This window comes from Bacteroides rodentium JCM 16496, from assembly GCF_000614125.1.
Lineage (GTDB): Bacteria > Bacteroidota > Bacteroidia > Bacteroidales > Bacteroidaceae > Bacteroides > Bacteroides rodentium.
Genome location: NZ_BAKJ01000038.1, coordinates 20840 through 46018 on the forward strand (window position 1 = coordinate 20840; position 25179 = coordinate 46018).

Annotated in this window: 10 protein-coding genes and 5 pseudogenes; 2 read left to right on the forward strand and 13 right to left on the reverse strand. The window is 47.2% G+C overall.

Annotation, left to right across the window (positions count from 1 at the left end; genetic code table 11):
• Positions 1 to 32: 32 nt before the first annotated feature.
• From JCM16496_RS15415 to JCM16496_RS25015, 10 genes and pseudogenes are all read right to left on the reverse strand, one after another.
• Positions 33 to 3794, reverse strand: a complete 3762-nt coding sequence (locus JCM16496_RS15415) for a beta-galactosidase small subunit-related protein (protein WP_128809650.1) — start codon at positions 3792 to 3794, stop codon at positions 33 to 35.
• Positions 3767 to 5836 (reverse strand): annotated as a pseudogene (locus tag JCM16496_RS15420) (retaining alpha-galactosidase). The gene JCM16496_RS15415 and the pseudogene JCM16496_RS15420 overlap by 28 nt, the downstream one beginning before the upstream one ends.
• Before the next feature lie 26 nt (positions 5837 to 5862).
• Positions 5863 to 7314, reverse strand: coding sequence for a cellulase family glycosylhydrolase (locus JCM16496_RS15425; RefSeq protein WP_244440417.1), 1452 nt, complete (start codon positions 7312 to 7314; stop codon positions 5863 to 5865).
• 198 nt (positions 7315 to 7512) lie between these two features.
• Positions 7513 to 8970, reverse strand: a complete 1458-nt coding sequence (locus tag JCM16496_RS15430; RefSeq protein ID WP_025835413.1) for a glycan-binding surface protein — start codon at positions 8968 to 8970, stop codon at positions 7513 to 7515.
• A gap of 35 nt (positions 8971 to 9005) precedes the next feature.
• Entirely contained in the window at positions 9006 to 10628 is a 1623-nt protein-coding gene (locus JCM16496_RS15435) for a RagB/SusD family nutrient uptake outer membrane protein (protein ID WP_025835414.1), read from the reverse strand.
• Between the two features lie 41 nt (positions 10629 to 10669).
• Positions 10670 to 13844 (reverse strand): annotated as a pseudogene (locus tag JCM16496_RS25305) (SusC/RagA family TonB-linked outer membrane protein).
• Between the two features lie 120 nt (positions 13845 to 13964).
• Positions 13965 to 16382 (reverse strand): hybrid sensor histidine kinase/response regulator transcription factor, encoded by a 2418-nt coding sequence (locus JCM16496_RS24065; protein ID WP_244440419.1) that lies wholly within the window; start codon positions 16380 to 16382, stop codon positions 13965 to 13967.
• On the reverse strand, positions 16322 to 16720 hold the full coding sequence (locus JCM16496_RS24070) for a two-component regulator propeller domain-containing protein (protein ID WP_244440422.1): 399 nt from the start codon (positions 16718 to 16720) through the stop codon (positions 16322 to 16324). Before JCM16496_RS24070 ends, JCM16496_RS24065 begins: the two co-directional genes overlap by 61 nt.
• A 39-nt stretch (positions 16721 to 16759) precedes the next feature.
• A pseudogene (locus JCM16496_RS24075) lies at positions 16760 to 16912 on the reverse strand (hypothetical protein); the annotation flags it as partial.
• Positions 16873 to 17988: pseudogene (locus JCM16496_RS25015) on the reverse strand (ligand-binding sensor domain-containing protein); the annotation flags it as partial. The pseudogenes JCM16496_RS24075 and JCM16496_RS25015, both read right to left, overlap by 40 nt.
• A 428-nt stretch (positions 17989 to 18416) precedes the next feature.
• Between JCM16496_RS25015 and JCM16496_RS15455 the strand changes: the two are divergent.
• Positions 18417 to 20351, forward strand: a complete 1935-nt coding sequence (locus JCM16496_RS15455; RefSeq protein ID WP_244440420.1) for a glycoside hydrolase family 2 protein — start codon at positions 18417 to 18419, stop codon at positions 20349 to 20351.
• Between the two features lie 78 nt (positions 20352 to 20429).
• Here the strand turns inward: JCM16496_RS15455 and JCM16496_RS15460 are convergent.
• A pseudogene (locus JCM16496_RS15460) lies at positions 20430 to 21529 on the reverse strand (glycoside hydrolase family 43 protein).
• Between the two features lie 138 nt (positions 21530 to 21667).
• Between JCM16496_RS15460 and JCM16496_RS15465 the strand changes: the two are divergent.
• A complete protein-coding gene (locus JCM16496_RS15465; protein ID WP_025835420.1) occupies positions 21668 to 23194 on the forward strand; it encodes a MutS-related protein in 1527 nt (508 codons plus the stop codon).
• A 210-nt stretch (positions 23195 to 23404) separates the two neighbouring features.
• Here the strand turns inward: JCM16496_RS15465 and JCM16496_RS15470 are convergent, their stop codons facing one another.
• Entirely contained in the window at positions 23405 to 24166 is a 762-nt protein-coding gene (locus JCM16496_RS15470; RefSeq protein WP_025835421.1) for a DeoR/GlpR family DNA-binding transcription regulator, read from the reverse strand.
• 17 nt (positions 24167 to 24183) lie between these two features.
• Positions 24184 to 24798, reverse strand: coding sequence for a 3,4-dihydroxy-2-butanone-4-phosphate synthase (gene ribB / locus JCM16496_RS15475; protein WP_025835423.1), 615 nt, complete (start codon positions 24796 to 24798; stop codon positions 24184 to 24186).
• Positions 24799 to 25179 lie beyond the last annotated feature (381 nt).

Here is a 25179-nt window from a genome sequence, read left to right on the forward strand (position 1 = left end):
AATCTTATTGATTCGATGCAATACAATATGTTTTAGTTCATTATAGGCTTTATACTGATGGTTCTTCGATATTCTTGCGGCATTGCTTTGTAAGAACCGAACACGCCACGGGCTGTACAGCCAACTCCGGTAGTGGCATAATCAAGATTCAGAGTCATGCCTTTTTGTCTCTGCAATTGATAGGTGTACATTGCTTTCGTCAGGTTGTCCGTACTGTACGGATAAATATTGAAGTTAAACCATTCGTTCATTTTGAATTGAAGGCCGATACCTTTGTCTGTGGTCAGCTGCAGCCAGCGTACATCTGTCCGCAATCCGTAGTCTTGTGGCATTAGATAGGGCTCGTACATATCTTGTACGGTAGAGACATATATCCCTGTCGGATAGCCGGTTTTCCGGTCCGGATAGTTCTCTTGCGGTCCTCGACCGTACCATTTCACTTGGTCGAGCGCATCACTTACGGTCAGCGTAAGTCCTATGCGAGGAAACCAAAGTGGCATTTTCCCTTCAGGCTTCAATACATGGCGTATCTCTATCGTCCCTTCACTATTTATAATATACTCATAGTGGTTGGTGATGCCGTTGTTCTGTACTCCTTCGATATAGAGGTCTTTTTTCTCTTTTTCTCCTTTACCCATCAATTCTGCATCAATGATGTGTATATGTACTCCTTCGGTGCTTTCGGATACCGAAAAAGAGAGGGGCTGATGTGTTAGACGGTCAATCCCTGCAGAATACATTTCTGTGGCTATCGTGTATCCGTAACCTTCTTTCCAGTTGAAGGAGCGGGCACTGGAGGCATTCCAGTTGTCCAGTTCATTAGCCAGTGGGGCACGCCAAAGATTCAGCCGGAGCGGTGATTTTAGTAGTTCCATGTCTTGAACAACCATCGATGTCAGTTGTCCGTCGGTACGGTTGAAAACATATTTGAAGCCATCTCCGGAGACAACCAATTCCTTCTCCAAAAGTGAATAGGAAGGTATGCCTTGAGTTTTTTCTTCCGAAGAGTGTGGCAGGTTCCAGGGCAATTCGAGTTCTTCCCATGCCACTTCATGTCCGGCTTTTGCCCACAATTCATCTTTTTTCAGGACGGCATGAAGCATCAGGCGATATTCTTTACCGGGAATCAGGGCAGGCTTTTTATAAGGTATGTGCACCAGTTCACGACTAAGCGGCGCTGTTGAGAGTGCCAAGTCGCCCGATTGAATAACCTTGTCATCTTCTTTCAATTCCCATCGTATGGCATATTGGGAAGCATTCGTATAGTGATTGCGATTCCATAGCTCAACGACTCCTTTTGTTACATCTGACATAGAAAAAGAAAGAGGCTGTCCGGTTTTCTTCATTTGCCACATTTCGGGCTGTACGCTACGGTCGGGCCAGATGCTGCCGTACGTACGTGCGCCAATACCGTAACTGTAGAATGTGCCTTTTTCCGTCTCTTGCTCAAAATCTAGCCAAAGGACGGCTTCTTCCGGGTGATAAGAGGAAACCAGTGCCTTGTCGAAAATACCGACTTCGTCTATTTGGGCATCGCAGATGTAGACCGATGTCTCTTGACCGTGTGCTTCTGCATTCCGACCGATGTTGACGGGGTAGGGGAAGTTCTGGATATTGCCCGATGCTTGTGTGGAGGCTTTTTCTGTTCCGTCTATATAGATAGACATTTTCTGTCCGTCGTAGACACACGTCACTTGATGCCAGTTGTATTCCCAGTCAGTAGGTAGAGAGGCGCATACGGAATGCTTTTTATCAGTATGGATATAAAACTCCAGTTTGTCTTTACCGCGTTGTTGTAGCCCGAACTGATAATTGCCTTTTGTAATGAATGAGCCGCAACTGCTTACCAGTTTCCGAGGGTAGATTCTACAAGTGAGTGTCAGTTCATTACTGTTCAGCTCCACATTGTCTGCACGATAGATTTCCACCCATTGGTCGTGGCCGTTCAAGTCCAGCACCGTGTTCTTCCCTTCCTTCACCAAGCGGGCATTTCCCATCAGATGAGCGGGAGTATGGAAGGGAGAAAGGTCGTTCACTTGCCTTATCCGTTCGGTTAGTCCCGGGCTGACAAAATCCCAGATGGCTCCTCCCATCAGGCGGGGATGTCGATATATGGCTTTCCAATAATCGTCCAGGGCACCGCCGGCATTGCCTGCAACCGATAAGTATTCATCCATAAACGATGGTCGGGAATCCTCTCCCATTCCTATGCCTACCTGCATTTCCAGTTCCATAGGCGTGGGGTAACGGGGCCCGATAATATCTTCTGCAGGATGCGAGAATGCATTTCCGCCATACATCCAGAAGCGGGTGGGGTCTAGTGATTTCCCTTCTTCAATAGTGTGGGTAATGTTGATACCTTCGCCGCTTTCGTTTCCTGCGCTCCAGAACAAGACGCAAGGATGGTTCCTGTCCCGTAACACCATTCGGCGGCATCGTTCACGATACATCTCTTCATATTCCGGGAGGTTTGAAATCCATTCCGAGGCATGGGCTTCATCGCCCACTTCGTCTATGATATAAAGTCCGTATTCATTGGCCAATTCCAAATATTTATTTACCGGAGGATAGTGAGAAGTGCGTACGGCATTGAAATTAAACTGTTTCAGCAATTCAAAGTCTTTGCGTATAGTGGCTTCGTCCATGGTATGCCCTCTTTCGGGATGCTGCATGTGTGAATTTTGTGCATTGACTTTCAGGGGGACACCGTTTAGATAAAAGACACCATCTTTGATTTCTGTCTTTTTGAATCCGATGACTGTTTCTATTTTGTCTTTCAGAAAGCCGGCTTGATTGGATAATTCCAGACTGAGCGTATAAAGCTCGGGCGTCTCGGCTGTCCATTTCAGGGGCTTTTGTACTAAGGTATGCAACTGTATTGTCTTTTCCTCAGCATCCATTTTGAATGGAGCTGCGGAAAAATTACAGATAATCTTGCCGTTTTTGTCCTTTAAATATGCCTTCAATCCATGATTTTCGCTTTGCTTATTCAGGTAGTCCTTGATTTTTACCTGAATATTTAACTGCGAATCGGTATATGTATCATCAAACTCTGTAATTACCTGCCAGTCGAATATCCTGACGGAAGGTGTGGCGTACAACCATACATCGTCAAAGATTCCGGCCAGTCGCCAATAATCTTGTCCTTCCAGGTAATAACCGTCCGAATATTTAAGCACACAGACCGCCAACGTGTTCTCACCCGGCTTCAAATAGGGGGTGATATTGTACTCGGCAGGTTCTTGTGCTCCTTCATTATAGCCCACTTCATGGCCGTTGACCCATACGAAAGAAGCAGATGCCGTTTTTTCGAACCGCAGGAATATTTGTCCGTTCTTTTGGGCAGTCCAGCTTGCTGGTACCTTGAATGTCCGTCTATAGAGTCCCGTCGGGTTATATTCCTTGGGGGCATGTGGCGGATTCACTCGGAAAGGAGCAGATACATTTCTGAACTGCTTGTCACCATAACCTTGCATTTCCCAGTTTGAGGGAACTTTGATGTCGCCCCATTGCTTATCCGGGAATTCGGGGTTAAAAAAGTGTGCAGGTATCCCTTCCGGTGTATCGCACCAGAAAAATTTCCATGTCCCATTCAGTAGCATACTCTTTTCGGGCATATACCAAGCGTGTCCTTCCTCTTGACCTTTTTCAAATACAGAAGGGTTGTCTATATACCAGAGAATATCCGTGAGGAAGTATTTGTCTTGTGCATAGGATTGCAGGCACAAGGCTACTGAACACAATGGCAGAAATAGTTTTATCAGATTCATTTTTTTGTAATTCGTGCTGTCCATCCACCGCCGGGTGCCAGTTGTACATTAAGTTTGTCTTTGGCAGTGACGATGCGTACTTCTTTTTTATAATCGGTAGCTTCACGGTCGGCATTGATGCCGTCGGCAAAGATTTCAGCTTCGTAGTTGCCTTTACCGAGGAAGGAGAGGTCGATGGTGCAGCTGCGTGGAGTCCAGTTAGTCATGCAGCCTATAAACCAAGTGTCTCCTTTGCGGCGTGCTATCGTGATGTATTCGGCTATTTTGCCGTCAAGGGCAACGGTTTCATCGAAGGTGGTGGGGACTTTGGCGATGAAGTCGGTGCACTCTTGCTCCTTCATGTATTTGCTGGGACTGTCGGCCAGCATCTGCAAGGGTGCTTCGAAGACGGTGTACATAGCCATCTGATGTACACGTGTACCTTGGCTCATGGGGTGGTCGTTGACGGAACGGAACATGGAACGGTTGGCATTTACCATAGCTCCCGGCGTATAGTCCATCGGACCGACAAGTTGGCGCAGGTAGGGGGCGGTAACGTCGTAGCGCGGGAAGTCATGCAAGGGTGCACCGTTCACGATAGGCTCCCACTTGCTGTTTTCCAGTCCTTTCACACCTTCAAAGTTGAGGATGTTGGGATAGGCACGCTGGATGCCGAAAGGTTTCAGCCCATGTAGGTCAAGCAACATGTGATGCTTGGCGGCACATGCTGCGAGCTGTTCGGTAGAAGAGATGGCAAGTTGGTCATCGCGGTCGAAGAAGTCTATTTTGAAACCTTTGATGCCCATTTGTGCGTAATGGCTGATAACTTGTTCCACGGCGGGGGAGATGTTACCTCCTCCCGTAAGATTGCGCCAGCTTGCCCAGAGGATTATTCCTACGCCCTTTTGTTTGCCGTATGTCACCAATTCTTCGAGATTGATATCGGGGCTGATGTCTTCCATTAATGACTCCTGGCCACTCCAGCCTTCGTCGATGATGATATACTCTAACTGATTGTCGGCAGCAAAATCGATATATTTTTTGTAGGTGGGGGTATTCATGCCTGCTTTGAAGTCTACGCCAGTCAGGTTACAAGTATTCCACCAATCCCAAGCCACTTTGCCGGGCTTAATCCAGGAAGTGTCGGCAATGCGACATTCCGGAGCAAGGCGTTGCATCATATCGTTGTCGGCGAGTTGCGTGTCGTGGGTGACAACAAGCACAGCACGCCAAGGATAGGCCTGTTTCCCCGTAGGATGCCCATTGGGGCAGAAGTAGGGCATCGTTAGGTTTGCTGATAATATCGGCACGTTTGGTAGGGACGAGGTTCAAGTGATCATAACCTCCGATGATTGTTTCCAGCGGATAGGGGGCAAATTCGGCTTTTATTCCGTGGGGAGTCTGTGGGTTGGCAGTAAGGAACATGCCGGGATAGTTGGACAATCCGGCTTCCATAATGACAGCTTTCTTTCCGTTCTCCAGTTCTACCAACAGCGGGGTAATGGCAAGCGAGTCTTTGTACATGCGAGAGAGGGGAACCTCATCGTAGTAGGACTCGAAGGAGTAGCAGTAACGTTCGCCGGCACGATTATCGTTGATATAAGGTACGAAAGCATGGTAATCGCGGTCGAAGTTGAACTCGGCAATTTCATTCTTCACACAGAAAGGTCTACGTAGTTCGGAAACAAAACGATAGGCGGCTCCGTCATCGTAGGCGCGGAACTGTATGCTGTAGCCGTTACGGCATTTCAAAGTGAGCTGGTTATAAGTGTCCTTCACACTCGCCTTTTTATAGAAAGGGGTGGGGAAGGAGGTGTCAACGGAAGTACGGGTGGCTTTGGACACCTTCATATCTTTGCCGAAGGTGAAAGTAACGGGCTTTCCCTCGGCTTCAGTGTATTGCATGGCAATGTCCGAAGGCAAGAGGACGGTGGTACCATCGTGGCAATTGCCCAGTTGAGGCTTTTTCCGGCTTCTATGTTGACTGTCAGTTTTCCGTCCGGGGAATTCAGTTGATATTGCTGTGCCTGTGCGGTCAGTGCGCAGGAGAGCAATAGGCTGGCGAAACAAGTGCTGATTCTCTTCATTTTTTGTTTTATTATTAATTATGGATTTACTTAATACCGTGGATATTTGGCAGGAATAGCATCATCTCTTCTAAGAAGAGAGGATCGTCGAACTGGCATGTCTGGCGGTTGTATTGTCCTCCCGGAGTGTCCCAGAGCATCGGACACATACCCCGCGAGTAGATAGCTTCGGTCACGGAAACTAGGTAGAATCTGACATTTTCTTGTGTTCTTCCGCTGGTAGATGCACCATATTCGCCTACAATGATGGGAATACCCTTGTCGACACAATTTGTCTTCAGCAAATCCATATTTTTTTTAAGTTCTTTCTTCTCTTCATCAGTACCCCAAGTTTCTTGACCTACTCCCCAACCGGCATCTTCACCTCCACCAAGTATGGCGTATGTAGCCGGAGTGTAGTAATGTACCGTCACTGCTATGCGATTAGCTGGGTCGTTAGGTATTTTAAACAGAGGATCGAAAGCGTATTCCAATCCTGTGTTGTAGGTTTCCACCATCAGGTGACGTTTGGCATTGTTGCCGCCACAAGCTCTCACTGCATCGACGAATATTTGGTTGATGTCGTTGATATAGCCGAATGCTTTTGCTTTTGCGCTTTCTCCTCCGCTCCAGGGAGTCCAGATTTCATCGTATCCAATTTCGTTCATAGGTTCAAATATCAGGTGGTCGCCATATTTTTCAAGGCATCCGCATATTTGTTGCCATAAATATATGTATTTTTCTTTGGCTTTCAAATCTGTGGGTACAAGCTTCACCCATTCATTATCGTGGTGTATGTTCACAATGGCTACCATGCCGCAGTCGAGTACCCAGTTAAGAATTGTTTCCACACGGTTCATCAAGTCGGGATGTATCTCACCGTTTTCGCCCATTAGGTTGTCCCAGCTTACCGGTATGCGCATAGATTTATATCCGGCATCGGCATATCCTTTAATGATTTCCTGAGTGATGATAGGGCTACCCCATGCCTGCTCGTAGTTGAGTATGTTGCTGGGATCTATCCAGTCACCCACGGCATCCAAGGTGTTGCCGAGGTTGATACCCAATCCCATTTCGTCTACTAACTGTTGGGTAGTGAGGTTTTCGCGCACGGTATAGATGTCGGGAGCAGGTTCGGGCTTATCCGTATCTCCCGCTGCTTGTTCTACTTTTACTTCGCCTTTGAAGTCTTCTACTTCTATTGTAATCATGGCTGTACGGATTTTGGTTGTCGGGTTAGGCGTAAGTACCACTTTATATTCTATTCGGTCGTATGAGTTGGTGAATAAACTGACGTAACACCAATTTTCTGAACTTTGGACATTAGCCTCCTTATTGGGAGTGATGCTGAAAAGTTTTGTACCACCTTCTTTCCCGAAATCAAGGGAAGTAGGTTGTATGCTGATTTTATATCCGTTTTCTTTTTCATTGTCAGAACAAGTAACGCTTATGAGTAGTACCAGACTGAAAAGTAATGTGTTTATGATATATTTTTTCATATCGTTTATTGATTAATCGTTTTTTACGTGATTCAATTTTTAGTAATTGTAGTGTATTACCAGTGCAATACGCTTGCATTATTGCGGCAAGCATATATGCATCATTACTGTAAATATTTTCGTTAAAATTACTCCGAGTTTGGAGCAATATTCGCTTCAGACTCGGAGTAATTTTGGAAGTTATTTATATGCAATGATTTATTTCGCTTTTACAACGCGGAAGTTGTCAAAGTAGAATTCTACCATCATCGGACCGAATTCGGTGGGGTTGGTCATTTGTATAGCCAGCTCATCGCCGCTCCGGCTTTGGAATTCGCCCCAGGTGGCCTCATCGACGAGTGAAGAGAGCGGAATGCTGCATTGCATCCATTCACCTACTTCGGTTTCTCCGGTAAAGTCGCTCAACGGACGATAATCGGTATAGTTGTGACCTTCGTTACCCTTCAGATAGAAACGGAAGACGGGACCTTCACCGTATTCCAGTGCCACGAAGCACTCAAATTGAAGCAGGAGGTCGGCTGTCGGAGTAGAAGCTGGCAGGAAGGCGGCGTCAATGCTCCATACGGCTGTGTTTTGTAATTGTCCCCACCACCAGTTCCATGCTGTAATTTCTCCGGCCAATCGATAGCAGACACCATCGGAAAAATAAGGAGCTACTGTGCCATCGGCTGTAATAGCTGCGGCATATCCGCCCCATGAGAACGAACCGATGTTATCGTAATTGAGTACAATGTTTTCCAAAGGATAGAAGCCCGGTACCTCAGCTGTACCTCCCATGGTGGTGATGGCCAATGTGCAAGTGCCTTGCGGTGCACGCGGCATGGTGAAGGTTAGTACGTCGTAGGCCTCGCTGATGGTAACTGTAGAAAGGTCTACCATGCGGTTGCCCATCGTAATGGAGGAAATATCCATGAAGTTCTGTCCGAGGACGGTGACTGTAGTACCAGTGATAGGCATCATGGAACTTACCTTATTGATTGTAGGTGGAAGTGCTGAACGACGGAAAGGAGTGGACGCGGATGCCGTATAGCATTCTATCACTAGGCTACCTTCCTCAATCAGTCCTGTCGGTGCCTTGAAGGAAATCTCATCGAATCCTTTGTTCACCGTATAGTCAGTTACCTCTACCGCCACAGGAGCATCGGTAATGTTTTCTTGAGCGGTAGTGAAGTAGATACGTTGTATTTCATAGAAGTTGCCTCCTATCACGCGCAGCGGGTCACCTTCGTTTATGGGGAATTTCGTGGCTATGCGGGTAATATAGGGCGCGGGCGATAGCACGTGCATAGAATAAACTGCTGTGCCGTGCGAGGTCTCGATGCGCAGTTCGCCTTTCAACTCGGGATTGGCACCTACCAGCGGCAGGTCGGCGGGAATAGTGAGGATGAGATTGGTTGATGTGCTGTAGTTGCCGTTGAACGAAATTTCTTGTTCGTTGATAAACACTTTCTTCACGCCGTTTAGGTTTTCACCGATAACCACAATCATAGTACCCGGATTTACGTCAGTAAAGGTACTGTCAATCTTTGCTGGATCTGTCAGACGGATGTGGTGGATGACGGGGATACCGCCGCCATCATCGTCGCTGCAGGCTGTCAAGAAGTTGCAAGCCATTAAGATGGTAAGCAACACTAAGGGAAATTGTATGTATTTCATTGTTTGTTTTTTAAAGGTAATGTATAAAGTTTGTTTTATTCGCTGAATTCGTAAGCCACAGGCTCTTCGTTCAACAATGGGTTCTGGATGATGTCGCTTTCCGGATAGGGCATCATGATGTTGTTGTGGGTGATTTCAACATTCTCGCCCGGTTCCTGCCAGTTTTCCACACCTTCGAGGAAGACATCACCGTCATATCGGCCGAAGTGCAGATAGCCGTCTTCATCTTTCACAATGTTGTCAACTGTATAACCGCGGTGCTGGTTTTGGAAGTAATTAAGCATATAGTCGGGTTTCCAGTGATACCAAGATACCATGTCATACCAATTACAATACTCCATGGAAAATTCTATGCGACGCTCACGGATGATGTCTTCAAAGGTGATGCTTTTCTTGCGTGGAATACAAGCACGGTCGCGGACAAGGTTCAACGCCTCCAGACCGGGACCACCGGTCAGTTCTTCACTGTTGCCGAGACAAGCTTCAGCATAGGTGAGGTAAACATCGGCCAAACGCAAGATGTAGGTGTTAAGCGGAGAGTTCATAGACTGGATGTAACCGTCATTGTCATCATCGGGACCGCCGGGAACACCTTTTTTGATGCTGGAGGTGCTGCCATCGTAGGTATATCCACCATCGGCAATGCAGATATAGGGATAATAGGTTCCCGGAGTACAGAATGTTGCGTTACGACGTATGGTATCGCCTACTTCATATTGCTGAAGCATATCAATACTGGCCTGGTAGCTGCTCCAAACGTTGATGCCACCGGTCATCGTACTGTTTCCTGCAAGGTCGGCAAGCAGGGTGTTGCATACTCCCCAGTCACCCAGTGGTACCCATTGCATGGCGATGAGTGACTCAGGATTGTTGTTATGCTTGTATTTGAAGAGATCCTCGTAGCGGTCGTAAAGGACGATTCCGCTGTTTTCTATCACGTCGGCTGCTGTCTTTTTTGCCAATTCCAGATATGTATTATCTCGTGTGCCTCCTGTCCAGCCTGAACGGGCAAGGTAGACTTTGGCCAACATGCCTTTTGCTCCCCAACTACTGACACGACCTTTAGCCGCCGGCATTGTGGGAAGGTTTTCGGCCGCGAAAGTCAAGTCGCGAATCACTAGCTCAAACACGTCCTCTTCGCGGTGAAGGGGCTGAATGGGGTTGGCTACCACTTTGTCGTTGTCTTCAATGATGATGACAGGTCCCCAAAGACGCACCATGTAGAAGTAGGCGCAGGCGCGCATCAGGCGTGCTTCGGCAATGGCAGTCAGCTTGGCCTGCTCGCTTACGTTGCCGCTGCATTTGGTCTTCACGTCACTGATGACGGCGTTTGCCATGGTGATGACCGAATAAAATCCTTTCCAAGCAGCGGCAAGGTTGTCGTTCAATGCCGTTACCTTGAAGTTGGTAAATTCCGGGGAACCCCAGCGGCTGAAGTTGTCGTTAGCCCGGTTACTGCCCAGAGGTACGATGGAGCGCTGGTTGAGGTCGAACCAAGCACGGTTGTAGAGCGGGGCTGTAGCTGCCAATAAGGCTTCATCGGAAGTGTAGAAGGTAACATCCACGTAGTTGCCTTCGGGAGCACGATCCAGAAAAGAGTCGCTGCACGCAGTGAGCAGGAGGAGCGACGATATGAGGGTGAGAAATCTGTACTTCATATTATTTGTCTTTTTTAGTGATAAATGATTTACCAAACTCATTAGAAATTAAAATTAAGTCCGAACGTATAGATACGTTGAGAGGGATAACGGGCATCGTCTATACCACGCAAGAGGACATCGTAATTCAATGCACCTATTTCAGGGTCGTATCCTTTGTAGCCGCTGATAGTGCAAAGGTTCTGGATGTTGACGTAGAGTCTCAGATTGTCTATCTGCAAACGGCGCATCCACTTCCGGGGGAATGTATAACCCAATGAAATGTTCTTTATACGGAGGTAAGAAGCATCTTCGATAAAGCGGCTGGAGATACGATTGTTGTCATTGGCGCTACTGGTGGTGACACGCTGCACTTTTGCCTGGTCGGCATTGGTGATGTAAACGTTAGAAAGAATTTCATCGCCCAGTTCGGGATCGTGCATGCCGATAAGGGCAATGTTGGTCGCTTCTTTCAGCAAGTTACTGTTTCGCATGGGGTCGGTAAACGTACGGCGGATAAGGTTGATGGCTTTGTTGCCCACCGAACCGTTGAGGAAGATGTTAAGGTCGAATCCTTTGTATGCAAGATAGTTGTTGAATCCGAAGGTGAACTTAGGAGCCGGATTACCCAAGAAGGTACGGTCTTTTTCGTCTATCACGCCATCTTCGTTAAGGTCCTCGTAAATGTAGTCGCCCACCCAAATACCGTTCTTGTTTATTTGCTGGTTCTTGGGAATAGCCACGTGTACGGGGTTGCCTGCTTCATCGAGGAGAGTACTTCCGTTGGCGTCTTTCTTATAAAAGTCGCTCTCTTGCTTGAACATGCCGATTACTTTGTAGCCGTAGAACTGTCCCACCGGTTCGCCTACCATGGTGTAGGTCAGTGTCTCGTTTCCATTCATTCCTGAGATTGCTGATGATTCGGAGTAGAGCTTCGTCACTTCGTTGCGGTTGATGGAGAAAGTGAGTCCGGAAGTCCAGGTGAAGTCGCGGGTAAGGATGTTGCGTGTATTCAAGGTAAATTCCACACCTTTGTTGGTCATGGCACCGGCATTGACCATGGTGCACTAATCAAGCTGCTTACATAGGCAGGCAGTGAGGCTCGCATCAAGAGGTTATCTGTTTTCTTATAGTAGGCATCGGCGATGAATTCCACGCGGTTGTCGAAAAGGGCAAGGTCGATACCTACGTTATAGGAACTGGTTTCTTCCCATTTCAAGGCGCGATTGGGGTAATTGCCGCCATAGAAGCCTGTTCCCCAGATTGAGGCAGCCGAAGCCATGGTTACTCCATAAGCATAAGAGCCTGCCCATTGATTACCTACCAAACCCCAGCCGAGGCGGAGCTTCAGGGAGTTGATAGCCTTTACATTTTTCAGGAACGATTCGTTGTTGATTTTCCATGCCAATGCCACGGAGGGGAACCATCCCCAGCGGCTTTCTTTGGCAAATGATGAAGAACCGTCGGCACGAAGGGTAGCCGTAAGAAGGTAGCGGTCGTTGAAATTATAGTTCAGACGACCGAAGTAAGACTCAATTGCCGATGAGCCGCGTGAACTGTTAGCCTTGGCTGTAGTGGCATCTCCTGCATTCAATTCATGAACGGAATTGAAGAGGAAGTTGGTGCGGCTTCCGTCCAAAGATTCCCAGTTGTTTTCCTGTGCCTCGTGACCTGCCATTGCCGAAATGCTGTGCTTGCCGAACGTTTCGTTATAAGTAAGATAGGTTTTCAAGGTCCAGTTGTAGCCATTGCCGGCTCCACGCCTTGCTGAAGACTGTTGCTTGAAGAACTCGTATTCGTAAGAAGGAGTGAACTGATAATCGGTATCGTAGTTGAAGTTGGCGGCATATTCCGTGCGGAACACGAGACCTTTCCACAGTTTCACATCAGCAAAGAAGTCTACATATACTTGTGTGCTGCGGCTGTAGTTCTCGTTTTGGATAAGGTCGGAGAGAGGATTGGAGAAATAAGTTCCGTACATGTTTTCTGTTTGCATACCGAAACTTCCGTCCGGGTTGCGGGCTGGCACTTCGGGAAGTTGGTTCAAGGCATTGTAGATGGCACCCGATCCGTCTACGCGGTTGGTCTGCTCGATACGTGCCACTGAAGCGCGCAAGCCGGTAGTGAGCCATTTGTTAATATCGTTGTCCATGTTGACACGGAAGGAGAAACGTTCGAAGTCGGAACCGAACACAATACCGTCTTGTTGCATGTAACCGCCGGACAAGGAGTACCTCATGTTTTGCGAACCGCCGGAGATGTTTATCTGGTGGTTGTGCATCGGAGCTGTGCGGAAGATTTCGTCCTGCCAATTGGTTCCTTCACCAAGGAGTGTGGGGTCTTTAAACTCTTCGCGTTCACCGAAGCCGATAGTTGCGGCACGCAGGTTCTGGTAAGTGGCGTATTCGGGAAGTGACAATGTTTTCAACTTCTTGGGAAGTTGCTGGAGGGCATAGTAGCTTCGTATGAAACTTTGGTCTTACCAGTCTCTCCCTGGCGGGTAGTGATAAGCACCACACCGTTGGAGGCGCGGCTACCGTAGATGGCGGTGGCAGAAGCGTCTTTCAATACTTCCATAGACACGATGTCTGAGGGATTGATAGAGCTGAGCACGCTGTTGTTTTTGTCATTGTTGCCCGATATGGCTACACCGTCGATGACGTAGAGTGGTTCGTTGCCGTTCAAGGAGTTGATACCACGGATGCTGACGGAGATACCGCCACCCGGAGTACCGGAGTTCTGCGTTACCTGGACACCGGCAGCGCGTCCTTGCAGAGCTTGGTCAAGCGAAGTAACCACAGACTTTTTTAATTCATCGCCCGTCACACTGACCACGGAACCTGTCAAGTCGCTGCGCTTCATGGTACCATAACCTACTACTACCACTTCGTCCAGCATTTCGGTGTCTTCTTGCAGCTGCACGTCTATACGGGTGGCTTTTTCTACCTTTATTTCTTTGGAACGGTAGCCGATGTAGGAAACAATCAAAGTCTGCCCTTGATTCGCTTGGACGGAATAATGTCCGTTAAGGTCGGTGGTACCACCGACTTTGGTCTCTTTTACTATAACGGTGGCTCCTACAAGTGGTTCACCGTCCGATTCCGATTGGACGGTACCGGTAATCGTTTTGCTTTGTCCGTACATGGAGATTGTACCCCAAAACATCATCGCAATGGCAAGTAGTTGCTTTAGTTTAGCCCATTGCCATTGTGAACATACATTTGCGTGTAACTTCATAATACTTTAGTTTAAAGTTTTAAAAATTTTGTTGTTAAAAAGGTATCACAAAGATGTGCAGTTGTCACGACAAAGAGGGTACGCTATGTCTTAAATGATGTGCTTTTATGTTTCATGTTATCATTTTAGGTTGCGAATGTAATCAGAAGGTGATATTCCGAACTCATTTTTAAAGTTGATGGTAAATCTCTTCGGTGAGTTGAATCCTACTTCATAAGCTATTTCTGCAATTTGCAGCTGGCTTTTCTCTAAAAGCTGTTTGCTTCGCTTTAGGCGGATGATGCGGATGAATTCCGCCGGTCCCTTGCCGGTGATGCACATCAGTTTCTTGTAGAGGTGGCTGCGGCTTAGCCCCAATTCCGCGCCCAGCGTTTCTACCGAGAAATCCGGGTTGGACATGTGCTCCTCCACTATCTTGATGGCTTTGCTGATGAACTGTTCATCCAGTGGAGTGATGGTTATCTCGTTCGGGGCGACTTCCACTTTACGGCTGAACTGGTGGTGGCATTTCTCCGTCCACTCGATGAACTTCCTGATGCGCAGTTTCAGCAGGTTGAAGTCGAACGGCTTCACGATGTAGTCATCGGCTCCCTGCTCGAATCCCTCTGTCTTGTACTCTTCGGCAGCACGGGCTGTAAGCAGTATGACGGGGATATGTGACCATTGTACGTTGGTCTTGATTTGCCGTAGCAGTTCCATTCCGTTCATTACCGGCATCATGACATCGCTCACCACAATGTTGATGTCGGTGTCGTTCGTTTCCAGAACTTTCAAAGCTTCCATTCCATTATGGGCGGTCAGAACTTCGTACTCCTGCGAAAGGCACTCGGCCATGAAGGTGCAAAAATCCTTGTTGTCGTCCACGAAGAGGATGGTATATTGTGTTTTAGATGCTGACGGGGGTGTAGTACTTTTTTCCATACGGTTCTTCTGAGCATCTTCAGGGTACAGCTCTTCCTTTTCACCTGCGCTTGCCGTAATGGGTAGCTTGACGGTGAACACGGTACCTTTGGGGAAGTTGTCTGCCACGGTGATGCTGCCATTGTGCAGGTGTACGTATTCATTGGCAATGTGTAGACCTATACCGCTACCGGTTTTTTCTTGGGGCTGCGCTACTTGGTAGAAGCGTTCGAAGATGTGTTTCTTGTCTTTGTCTGTGATGCCCTGCCCGTTGTCGGCCACGCAGATACACACGTCATCGTTCTCGCAATAAAGGTGTACGTTGACTTCGCCCTTGTCCGGGGTGTACTTGAAGGCATTGGACAGCAGGTTGTTGATGACTTTCTCAATCTTCACCGGGTCGAAGGACATGTCAAGGCTGTCTATTTCGCACATGAAGCTGAAGCGTATGCCGCGACCGATGGCGTATTCCTGAAAGGTGTTGCACACTTCGCGTACGAATCTTACGATGTCTCCCGACTTGCAGTGTATTGTCTCCGCTCCCACATCCAGTTTGCGGAAGTCGAGCAGGGAATTTATCAGTTTGAGCAGTTGCTGTGCGTTTTTGTGGATGATTTCCAGTTTCTTGTGTACGGTTTCATCCTTCTCTTCGGACAGCAGCATTTGTAGCGGGCTGATGATGAGTGTCAACGGTGTGCGCAGGTCGTGGCTGATGTTGGTGAAGAATTTCAACTTCATCTCATTCAGCAACAACTTTTGGCTTTGCTCCAATTTCTGCCGCTGCTGTTCCAGCTTTTTCCGGTGGCTTTTTCTGATATGCCATGCTCCATAGGCGAGGAAGAGTGCCAGGAGCAGGGCGTACAAGGCGACGGCTCCACCGGACAGATAGAAAGGTGGCAGTACGGTGATGTCCAGTCGGGTGGGTTCATCGTTCCAGTCCCCCTCGCTGCTGCATGCTTTGACCTGTAGTTTGTATTTGCCGGGAGGAAGGGTGGTAAAGGTAATCTTGTGTTCGTTCGTATGGTACCATTGTTTATCCATCCCTTCCAGTTTGTAGGCATAGCTTGTCTTTTCTGCATTCAGCAAGTGCCCGGCAGCAAGTTCCAGGCAAATGAGGTTGTCATCGTGTCTCACTGTGAGCGAAGTTGTCTTGCCGATGACCTTCGTCAGTAGTTTGCGCCCCTCGTATATGGAGTCCACTTCAATTCGCCGGTTGCCGATGGTCAGGCTTGTGAAGTAGGCTTTGCTCGGTGGAAGGGGCTTCCCGACCTGCTTGTTAGGATTTACCGATGTATAGCCATTGGCGTTTCCCAGTAGCAAGTCACCGCTGGCCAGCTTACAGGCAGAGTGTGTGTTGAAATAGTTGTCGGATAGCCCGTCCTTGATGGAAAGGTTCTTGAAGGTGAAACTGAAGCTGCCGCAGGTGTCCGGGGTGATTTCCAAAGCCGATAAGCCGTTGCTGGTGGCTATCCATATATTGCCGCGGTTGTCTTGAAGGATGCTTTTCACGAGGTTGTCGCACAACCCGTCTGTGGTGTCGAAACAATACAGTGAGTCGTTCCGCAAGTCCCATGCCGTCAGCCCTTGCTTGTGCCCCAGCCATAATATGTCCTTGTCATCCTTGAATACCGTGGACACGAACTCTTGTCTGAACCTCCGGGTCCCTTCCCGGTTGGTAAGAGCCTTTCGGCTTTCTTGGTCGTGATGTCCATCACGCAGAGCCCGTAGGTCGTTCCTATGTACATCTTGTCACCGTGGTCGTAGTAGAAGTCCAATGCGCTGATGAGATGTCCGTCCGGGTACATATGCTTACTGACTGTGCCCAGGTCCGGGTTGTAGCATACCAGCGGTTGCCTTACGCTCCCTATCCATAGGTTGCCATAACGGTCTTCTTTCAGGTTGACTATTTCCTTATGTGGCAGGGGGCTGTTTTCGGGGGTAAGATGGCGGACACGACCGTTTTCGAGGCAGAACAATCCGTCTTGGTAACTTCCCGCCCAAATCCGCCCTTTGTGGTCTTCTTCCAAGCAGACGATGGCCACATCGGGTAATGGTAGCTTGCGGAGGGCGTAGCTTTTTGCTTTTCTTCCACATAAAGCCCGTTGCCGTCTGTTCCCAGCCAGATGTTTCCCGCCTTGTCTTCCAGGATGGCGGCTATGTCGCCGCATAGGTGGTGGCACGAGCTGATGAATTCGTGGAAGCGGTCGTGGCAATAGGAAATTCCTTTCTTAAAGTTGCCCAGCCAGATGACTCCCGACTCATCGCGGTAGATGGTGTTGAATCGGTTTGAGGCGGGGGAAGTGGGGGCGGTCGGGTCGTTCAGCAAGTTGGTGAGCGTGTCGTTCACATAGTCGTAGATGAAAAGTCCTTTGTGGTCTGTGCCTATCCATACGTGTCCGTTGGCATCGTCTTGTATACTTCTCACCGCGTTGCTGTTGGTCGAAACTTTCGAGTGGAGTTCTATCCGCTTCCATGCCGACCGGGAATCTTTCCGGTAGAATATCCATTCGTTGACGTATGAATAGCACCAAAGGCCTCCTTGGAGGTCGACGTATATGTGGAAAATGTTTCTGTCGGTAGTGCTTGGAGGGCATTTCATGAGCATTATAGGCTCACATGTCCCGGAGGATGAATCCACCTTCCATAGGGAGCGTGGGTTCCAAAGGATGTATAGGCTTTTTCCGTCATCGCAGATGCTGAAATCCGTATTTGTTTCAGGTATTTCCTCTATCCTGAACGACTTAAGTTCTTTCCGGGAGATGTCATAGCGGAAAATCTCCTTGCCTTGTATCACCCAGAGGTTATGTTCCCGGTCGGTGTGTATTCTGTACTCTCCGTCGGCGGGGATTCCTATTTCCCGGAGCAGTATCGAGGGGTTGTTGATGAAGCAGTCTTTGTCACGGTTGTATACGGTGTATATCGGACCGGTTCCCACCCACAAGTTGCCGAACCCGTCTTCTTGTAGTGACCAGATGTCGTTGGTGAAGATGGAATGAGGATTCCGGGAGTCCGGTTGGTAGACTTTTATGTTGTAGCCGTCGTAGCGGTTTAGTCCGTTCTCCGTTCCTATCCACAAAAATCCTTCGCTGTCCTTCAGGATGGTTTTCACGTTGTTGCTCGATAGGCCGTTTCGGTTATTCAGATGTCGGAATACATAGGTGTCTTGTTCCGCTGCTTGCAGGCAGGCCGGCAGCAGCGCGGAGACGAGGAGCACCAATTTACAAAGATACTTCATAATGGACATGGAATGTTTGATTCTAAATTCACTTTCCAAAGATAGTAATAACTTGCCGGAATCAGCTCAAATATGTTGCATTGATAGGCGCGGCATGTTGCATTACGGTCGTGGAAGTGTTAAATGCGTGTCCTGTATGTTGCTTTTTGTCGTTTTAAGAGGGAAACCCCATTTGCATTCTTGTCCTTTTTCGTATTTTTGTAAAAAAGTACGAGGTGGAATTGCTTGCCTGTATTCCGTCTTTTGCGGCTTTTCTTCTTGTTTTCTCCCTGTCTGTGCCGTACATTCTCCGTGTCTATATGCAGGGAGTAGGTAGGGACTTGGTAGGGAGCGGGTAGGGAGGAGGTGGGTATGTAATCAATCAATAATCGAATATGAACAGAATTCTTGTTTTTCTTTTGCTATGTATCGGAATTTTTCCTGAATGGATTTTGGGAATGGAGATTATACCGTTGAATGAAGGATGGAATTTCCACCGTGGTTTTCAGGCGCCTGCTTCGGAAATCGTGAAGGTTACTTTGCCCCACACTTGGAATGCGGGCGATGGCATGTTTGGCAATACCGATTATTATCGGGGATTGTGCAATTACAGTCGTAAGTTGTCAGTTCCGGTTCATTATCGGGGAAAACGTTTTTTCTTGAAAGTGATGGCTGCACAGACGGTTGCCGATATTTTTGTCGACCATCATTTTGTGATGCAGCATAAGGGTGGTTATACGGCATTTGTAGCAGAACTGACTGATTTCTTGGTTCCGGGAAAAGAAAGTATATTGGAAATTCGTGTCAGCAATGCCCAGACTATGGATATCGCTCCCATTTGCGGTGATTTCAATATATTTGGTGGCTTGTATCGTGGAGTGGAATTATTGGTGACGGAGGATGTCTGCATAGAACCTGCTTATTATGCCTCTTCAGGTGTATTCTTCACTCAGTCCGATGTATCGGAGAAAAAGGCCCATTTGAAAATTGAAACACTGCTTTCGGCAAGGAAAACTACTGTGGCCGGTTGCGAGGTGGAGTTTCAATTATATGACAAGGAGAAGTTGCTTCGTCGTGTTGCCAGTGCAGAGGTGGGTGCGGATAAAAAGGTAGCGATGGACATAGTGCTTGAAAGGCCTCATTTGTGGGATGGAGTGAAGGACCCCTATTTATATAAAGGAGTGGTGATATTGCGTAAGGATGGGAAAGAGATAGACCGCCGCGAAGAAGAGATAGGTTTCCGTTACTTTCATGCCGATGCGGAGAAAGGTTTCTTCCTGAATGGAAAGCCTTATCGCTTGAATGGCGTGAACCGGCATCAGGATAGGGCAGAACGCGCTTCGGCATTTTATCCGCAAGACCATGATGAAGATTTGGACTTGATGCAGGAAATGGGATGCAATGCCGTGCGTCTTTGCCACTATCCGCAAGCCAAATACATGCATCAACAGATGGACAAGCGGGGACTGGTGGCATGGGTTGAGATTCCTTTTGTCAACGTTTATGTGAATAATCCTGCTTATGATGAAAACTTGCGCCTGCAATTGAAGGAACTGATTTTGCAGAACTACAATCACCCCTGCATTTTGTTCTGGGGGCTGTTCAATGAGATAAATTCCGGTTGGCTGGACCGTCCTTCGCGCATGGCCGCAGAGCTTCATGCTTTGGCCCGTCAGTTGGACCCGAGCCGTTCCACTATGGGAGCCAGTAATCAGGATGACGACTTCAACGGATTCACCGACCTGATTGCTTTCAACAAGTATTTCGGCTGGTATGGCGACAGTATGGATGACATGGGGCGCTGGATAGACCGTGAGCATGCAGCACATCCGGAGCGGAAGATGGGCATCAGCGAGTATGGTGCCGGGGCATGCGTATTCCAGCAGGCAGACTCGCTGAAGCATCCGGAACCGTGGGGGCAATGGCATCCCGAAAACTGGCAGACTTATTATCATGTGGAGAATTGGAAACAGCTTCAGAAACGCGAATTCTTGTGGTGCAACTTCATCTGGTGCATGTTCGACTTTTCGGCGGCAGGCCGTAGAGAAGGCTCTATTATGGGACGTAATGATAAGGGACTGGTGACTTACGACCGGAAGATAAAGAAAGATGCCTTCTATTTTTATAAGGCAAATTGGAATCAAGAAGAGAAGTTTGTATATATCGCAGGAAAACGATTGATAAACAGAACTCGTAAAATGGTTGATGTACAAGTGTTCAGCAATAGCGGAGCTGCCGAGTTATACATAAACGGCAAAGCATATGGGATTGCAAAACCAGATTCCGTCAATGTTTTGGAATGGAAAGGTGTCGTATTGGATAGCGGTGAAAATAAAATTGAAGTCAGAAACAAGTATGGTGAGGATTGTTGTGTATGGATATGTCCTTTTTAATTTTCATTAGGCGCGGAATGCATAGGAAGAAACCACGGGGTTAACCATGAAATGCTGTGCAGTCTGCGCCTAATGGCTTTAATAGGTGGTTTCCTGTAAATCCGTATTTGGTCCGTGAACCACCAGTTTCCCGTCCGGTTGGATTTCTGCCGGGTCAATGAATACCATTCGTTCATCACCAGTGGTTTCGGTACGTCCATGATAAACGCAATAGAGTCGGTTGTGAATATCAATGAGCATACAATGCCCGGTTCCGGTCACGATGCCGCCTTGCTCTGTGTTCTTTTGCAGCACCGGATTGTTGGCAGCTTTTGTGAATGGTCCTAAGGGGTTCTGGGAGGTAGCATAACCCACCGCGTAATTTTTTCCTCCGAAAAAGTTTGCAGAGTACAGCATATAATAGAGATTTTTGTGCTTCACGATATATGAGCCTTCTGTCCAGCGTCTGTTGACTTCATGTGAAGTCACCGAACGGTTTTCCCATTCCGCTTGAGGGTCGTCCATTGTCTGGGGCGGGCAAAGCAGTGCTACCGGTTCTCCGATAATACCGGAGAAATCTGGCTTCAGTTCCACACCGTAAATCCAACTTTCCTCAATCTCGTCAAACCAGCCTTTTTCTTTAGCCCATGCTGAGACTTCGCTTTCAACGGCATGTTTGTAGCAGCAGCGGGAGTAGTAGAGGTAGGCCTTTCCGGAAGCATCGTCAAAGAGTATGTTTGCGTCGATGATAGGATAGCCGGGGTCGAATACCGGTTGGTTGAACAGCTCTTTGAAAGGTCCGGTAGGCTTATCGGCTACAGCTACACCGATACGGAAGTTCTCTTGCTCCTGAGTGGGGTTTTCCTTCCAGTTGGCGCTGAACCATAGGTAGTATTTGCCGTCCCGTTCATACACTTCGGGTGCCCAGAAACAGTCGGTGGCCCATGAGTCGGAGGTGCCGCTTGATAGATGGGCCCCTCGTCTGTCCATGTCGCCAGGTCATCGGAGGAGTATACTTTAAAACCGTTCGATACTCCACCCGTTCCGTACATATAGTATTTGCCGTCGGAAGCTTTCAGAAGGAACGGGTCTCCGAAGGCCATGGGCAGGGGATTCTGATATGCTACTTTCTTGTTTCCGCATGATGTTGACAGCAAGGCCAGTAAAAACAGTGTCAATGTGAAAAAAGTGTGTCTCATCTTGTTATAATTTTAATGGTGAAGTAATGAAAAGTGTTTGTATTCGCAAAGTAAACATAATATAGGGAAAGCAGCAAGGAAATTAGATAGAATGCAATCTTTTCATTATTTTTGTGCATCATTCCAAATAATTCTTTGATGGAACAGTCATTTTCGGATATAGCGCTATACCACGAGTACCGGTCGGCGAGGGAGACAGAGTATTTGGTGTCGCAGAAAACCTGGGATGACCTCAATCTGGATGATTTTTTCGAATGGGCTGACCGTACCTCTTCTAGTGTGGGCCGACAGTACCTCTACGACGTGTTGCATTACAACCGTTTTTCGGAGATTTCGGAGCAAGAGGAAGTGATTCGCAAGCTTTCTGCTGACAAGGAGTTGCGTGCAGAAATCCGGTCGGAGTTGCGGAAACTGGATACGCCGGATGCTTATACCATTGCATCGCTATTCTCCATTTCCCATCCCGTGTATTCCCGCCGCTTTTACCGTTTGCTGAATATCTTGCAATTCGTGCCTTTTGTTTTGTTGGGAATGGTTTACATTACGTCTTCGCTTTACGTTCTGGGGATTTTGTGCGCATCGGTATTGGTGAACATGGTGCTACACTATCGCAGCAAGGCGCGGATTCAGGGCTATTTCTTTTCCATTCCTCAGTTATGGCAGTTGCTCAGGCAAGCGGAGAAGTTGGCACAGATTCCGTTGTGTGTATCGGTGCATCGGGATATCCAAAAAACTTTGCAGGCGCTGCATCCGTTGCGAAAGAAACTTTCCACTTTCCGTTTCAGTATCAGACTGGAGAGTGACGTCGCCATTTTCGCTTATTTCTTCACCGAGATAGTGAATGTGTTTTTTTTGCGGGAAGTTATTCCGGTTTCCAAGGCTTTCTTTTTATTGCAGGGTAGACAAGAACAGATTGAAGAGGTCTTCCGCTATTTCGGATTGGTGGATGTGCTTTGCTCTGTTTCCGAGCTCCGGGATGGGCTGCCCTATTATGTTTTACCGGAAGCTTGCGGCGAAGGTGAAACATTTCATGCAGAGGGGCTTTATCATCCGCTTATAGAACGTTGTATCCCTAATGACATTACACTCTGTGGCAAATCTGTCCTTGTTACCGGATCCAATATGTCTGGTAAGACAACTTTTATCCGTGCCATCGGACTTAACTTGCTTTCCGCACAAGTGCTCCATACTTGTTTTGCCCGCAGTTTTCGTTTTCTTATGGACACTGTATTGTTTTCTGCTATTCATCTGGAGGATAGTCTGATGGAAGGAAAAAGCTTCTTTCTGCAGGAGGTGCAAATTGTTCGAGAGATGCTGGAAGCCGGAAAGGAGTGTTGGCGACTTTTCCTGCTGGACGAGTTGTTTAAGGGAACGAATACGGTGGAACGGATAGCTATAGCCAAAGCTGTGCTGTCTGCTTTGGCGCACAAGAACAGTATTGTGTTTGCTTCCACTCACGACGTCGAACTGGCTTCCTTACTTGAGGACGAATATGAATTGTTTCATTTTTGTGAGTGTGTTGCCGACAATACATTGTCTTTTGATTATAAGTTGAAGCCGGGACCGGTGACGGAACGTAATGCCATCCGGATTATCGAGATGTGCGGCTATCCGCAGGAAGTGGTTGGGGAAGCGTATCGGTTAGCTCAGAAAAATGTTCTATAGTTTTACTTCTAATTGTTCCTTGTCCTATTACTATCTATATTGTCTGTCCAATATCTTCTGGAAGGGGTAACAATGAGTCTTTGATTGAACCGGATTCACTCAGTGATTGAATGCCTTTCAGTTACTGATTGAATCCGGTTCAGTCAAGAAGAGAAGGGGAGAGGCATTGGAAGTCAAGTCTGTCTGTCCCCATATTTGTAATCCTTTAAGCTATCCTATCAGAAGGTTTATGCTCTTTTCTTTCATTTTTTCGATATTCTCTTTCGAGATATTACTGTCTGTGATGAAAGAATTTACCATAGATATTGAACCTAAGCTGGCAAATGCACTAATCCCTATCTTGGAGGAATCTGCTACTAAGATGACTTCCTCTGCAGCCTTTATCATGGCCGATTTTACCATCAGGTCACTGAGACTTGGATAGGTCAGGCTCATATCTGGAGATATTCCTGCTGTGGCGAGGAATAGTTTATTGGCGTGGAAACCCTTGAGTGAGTCAGCTGCCATCTTTCCGGTCAGTGAAAGGGTAGGGGCTTTGAATTCTCCTCCTGTTACAATGAGGGTGATACCTGGATTTTCCCCCAGTATAAGTGCTATGTTTAGAGCATTAGTAATGACCGTCAGCTCTTTATATTGTGTAAGTAGTTTGGCTATTTCCGTGGTAGTAGAGCCGGAGTCGAGGATGATACATTCTCCTTCACGGATAAATGATGCCGCTTTTCGGGCTATTTCCCTTTTCTCTTCAATATGGGTTTGATTGAAGACCTTTCCGGTTTTGGCAAATGAGCCTACGTCTTTTAGGAAGGCTCCACCATGTTCTCTTTGGATATACCCTAATTTTTCAAGGGCTTCCAAGTCTTGTCTGATTGTAACATCCGTAACATTGAAAATCCTGCTTAACTCTTGAACTTTTGCATGTCCGTCTTCGCGGATTAGGTCCAAAATCTTGACTCTTCTTTGGTTTAGTGCCATATCTACTTTATATATTGTTATATCTTGTTGCTCCTGCGATACTCTTGGATATCTTTGATAGCTATAATTTTCAGCTGGAATCTTTTTGCTATTTCAAGTAATTGAGGCAAACGGGCCATTGTTCCATCTTGATTCAGTATCTCAATGAGGGCGCCACCGGGTGTCAATCCTGCCATTCTTGTTAGGTCTAGCAAGGCTTCTGTATGTCCGTCGCGTCCTAATACTCCATTTTCATGTCCGTAGAGAGGAAAAATATGTCCGGGACGTGCCAATTCCGATGGTTTTATATTGCCAGTAACCAAAGCGCGTATGGTGGCAGAACGGTCATAGGTGGAAACCCCCGTTGTACAGCCGTAGCCCTTCAGGTCGACAGACATGGTGAACGGAGTGCCCAAAAGAGAAGTATTGTCTTCCGACATCGGGTATAGTTGAAGCTCTTCACAACGCGAGCGAGGTAATGGTACACAAAGAAGCCCTCTTCCATGTGTAATCATGAAATTGACAATATTAGGGGTGATTTTTTCGCCGGATACGATAAAATCACCTTCGTTTTCTCTATTTTCATCATCGACAACTATCACTATTTTTCCTTGCCGAACCGCTTTGATTCCTTCGTCTACAGTATTGAGCATTGTGTAATCATTTAATTTTTTCGCAAAGGTAGTCAAAAAAAAGTCAAATGAAAGTCCGTTTTTGCTGTTTTTCTTCTTTTTTATTCTAATAATTATCTTTTGTTCTATCGTTTTCTTTTGTTTTATATTTTATTTATTTGCTTTTCTCTTCTTATTAATTATAAAATACGTTAATATGGAATGAAAATCTTTCGTTTTCTTTTCGTTTTTGTACCGCGCGTGTACCGCGCGCGAGAAGTAGACACAGAAAATAATTTTAGATGTTAATATTTTCCCAGAGTAGACACTGGGGTTGTTTTTCTGTGTTTTTGATTTACAAAAGTAGACATTTTTGATGTTTTTCCTGTGTTTTCTTTGATAAAAGTGGACACATCCTTTGAG

Excerpts from the sequence above, each read along its gene's own strand:
- ribB (WP_025835423.1), bottom strand. The coding sequence starts at position 24,798 with ATGCTCAATACTGTAGACGAAGGAATCAAAGCGGTTCGGCAAGGAAAA.
- JCM16496_RS15435 (WP_025835414.1), bottom strand. The coding sequence starts at position 10,628 with ATGAAGTACAGATTTCTCACCCTCATATCGTCGCTCCTCCTGCTCACT.
- JCM16496_RS15455 (WP_244440420.1), top strand. The coding sequence starts at position 18,417 with ATGGAGATTATACCGTTGAATGAAGGATGGAATTTCCACCGTGGTTTT.
- JCM16496_RS15415 (WP_128809650.1), bottom strand. The coding sequence starts at position 3,794 with ATGGACAGCACGAATTACAAAAAAATGAATCTGATAAAACTATTTCTG.
- JCM16496_RS15465 (WP_025835420.1), top strand. The coding sequence starts at position 21,668 with ATGGAACAGTCATTTTCGGATATAGCGCTATACCACGAGTACCGGTCG.
- JCM16496_RS15425 (WP_244440417.1), bottom strand. The coding sequence starts at position 7,314 with ATGAAAAAATATATCATAAACACATTACTTTTCAGTCTGGTACTACTC.
- JCM16496_RS15430 (WP_025835413.1), bottom strand. The coding sequence starts at position 8,970 with ATGAAATACATACAATTTCCCTTAGTGTTGCTTACCATCTTAATGGCT.
- JCM16496_RS15470 (WP_025835421.1), bottom strand. The coding sequence starts at position 24,166 with ATGGCACTAAACCAAAGAAGAGTCAAGATTTTGGACCTAATCCGCGAA.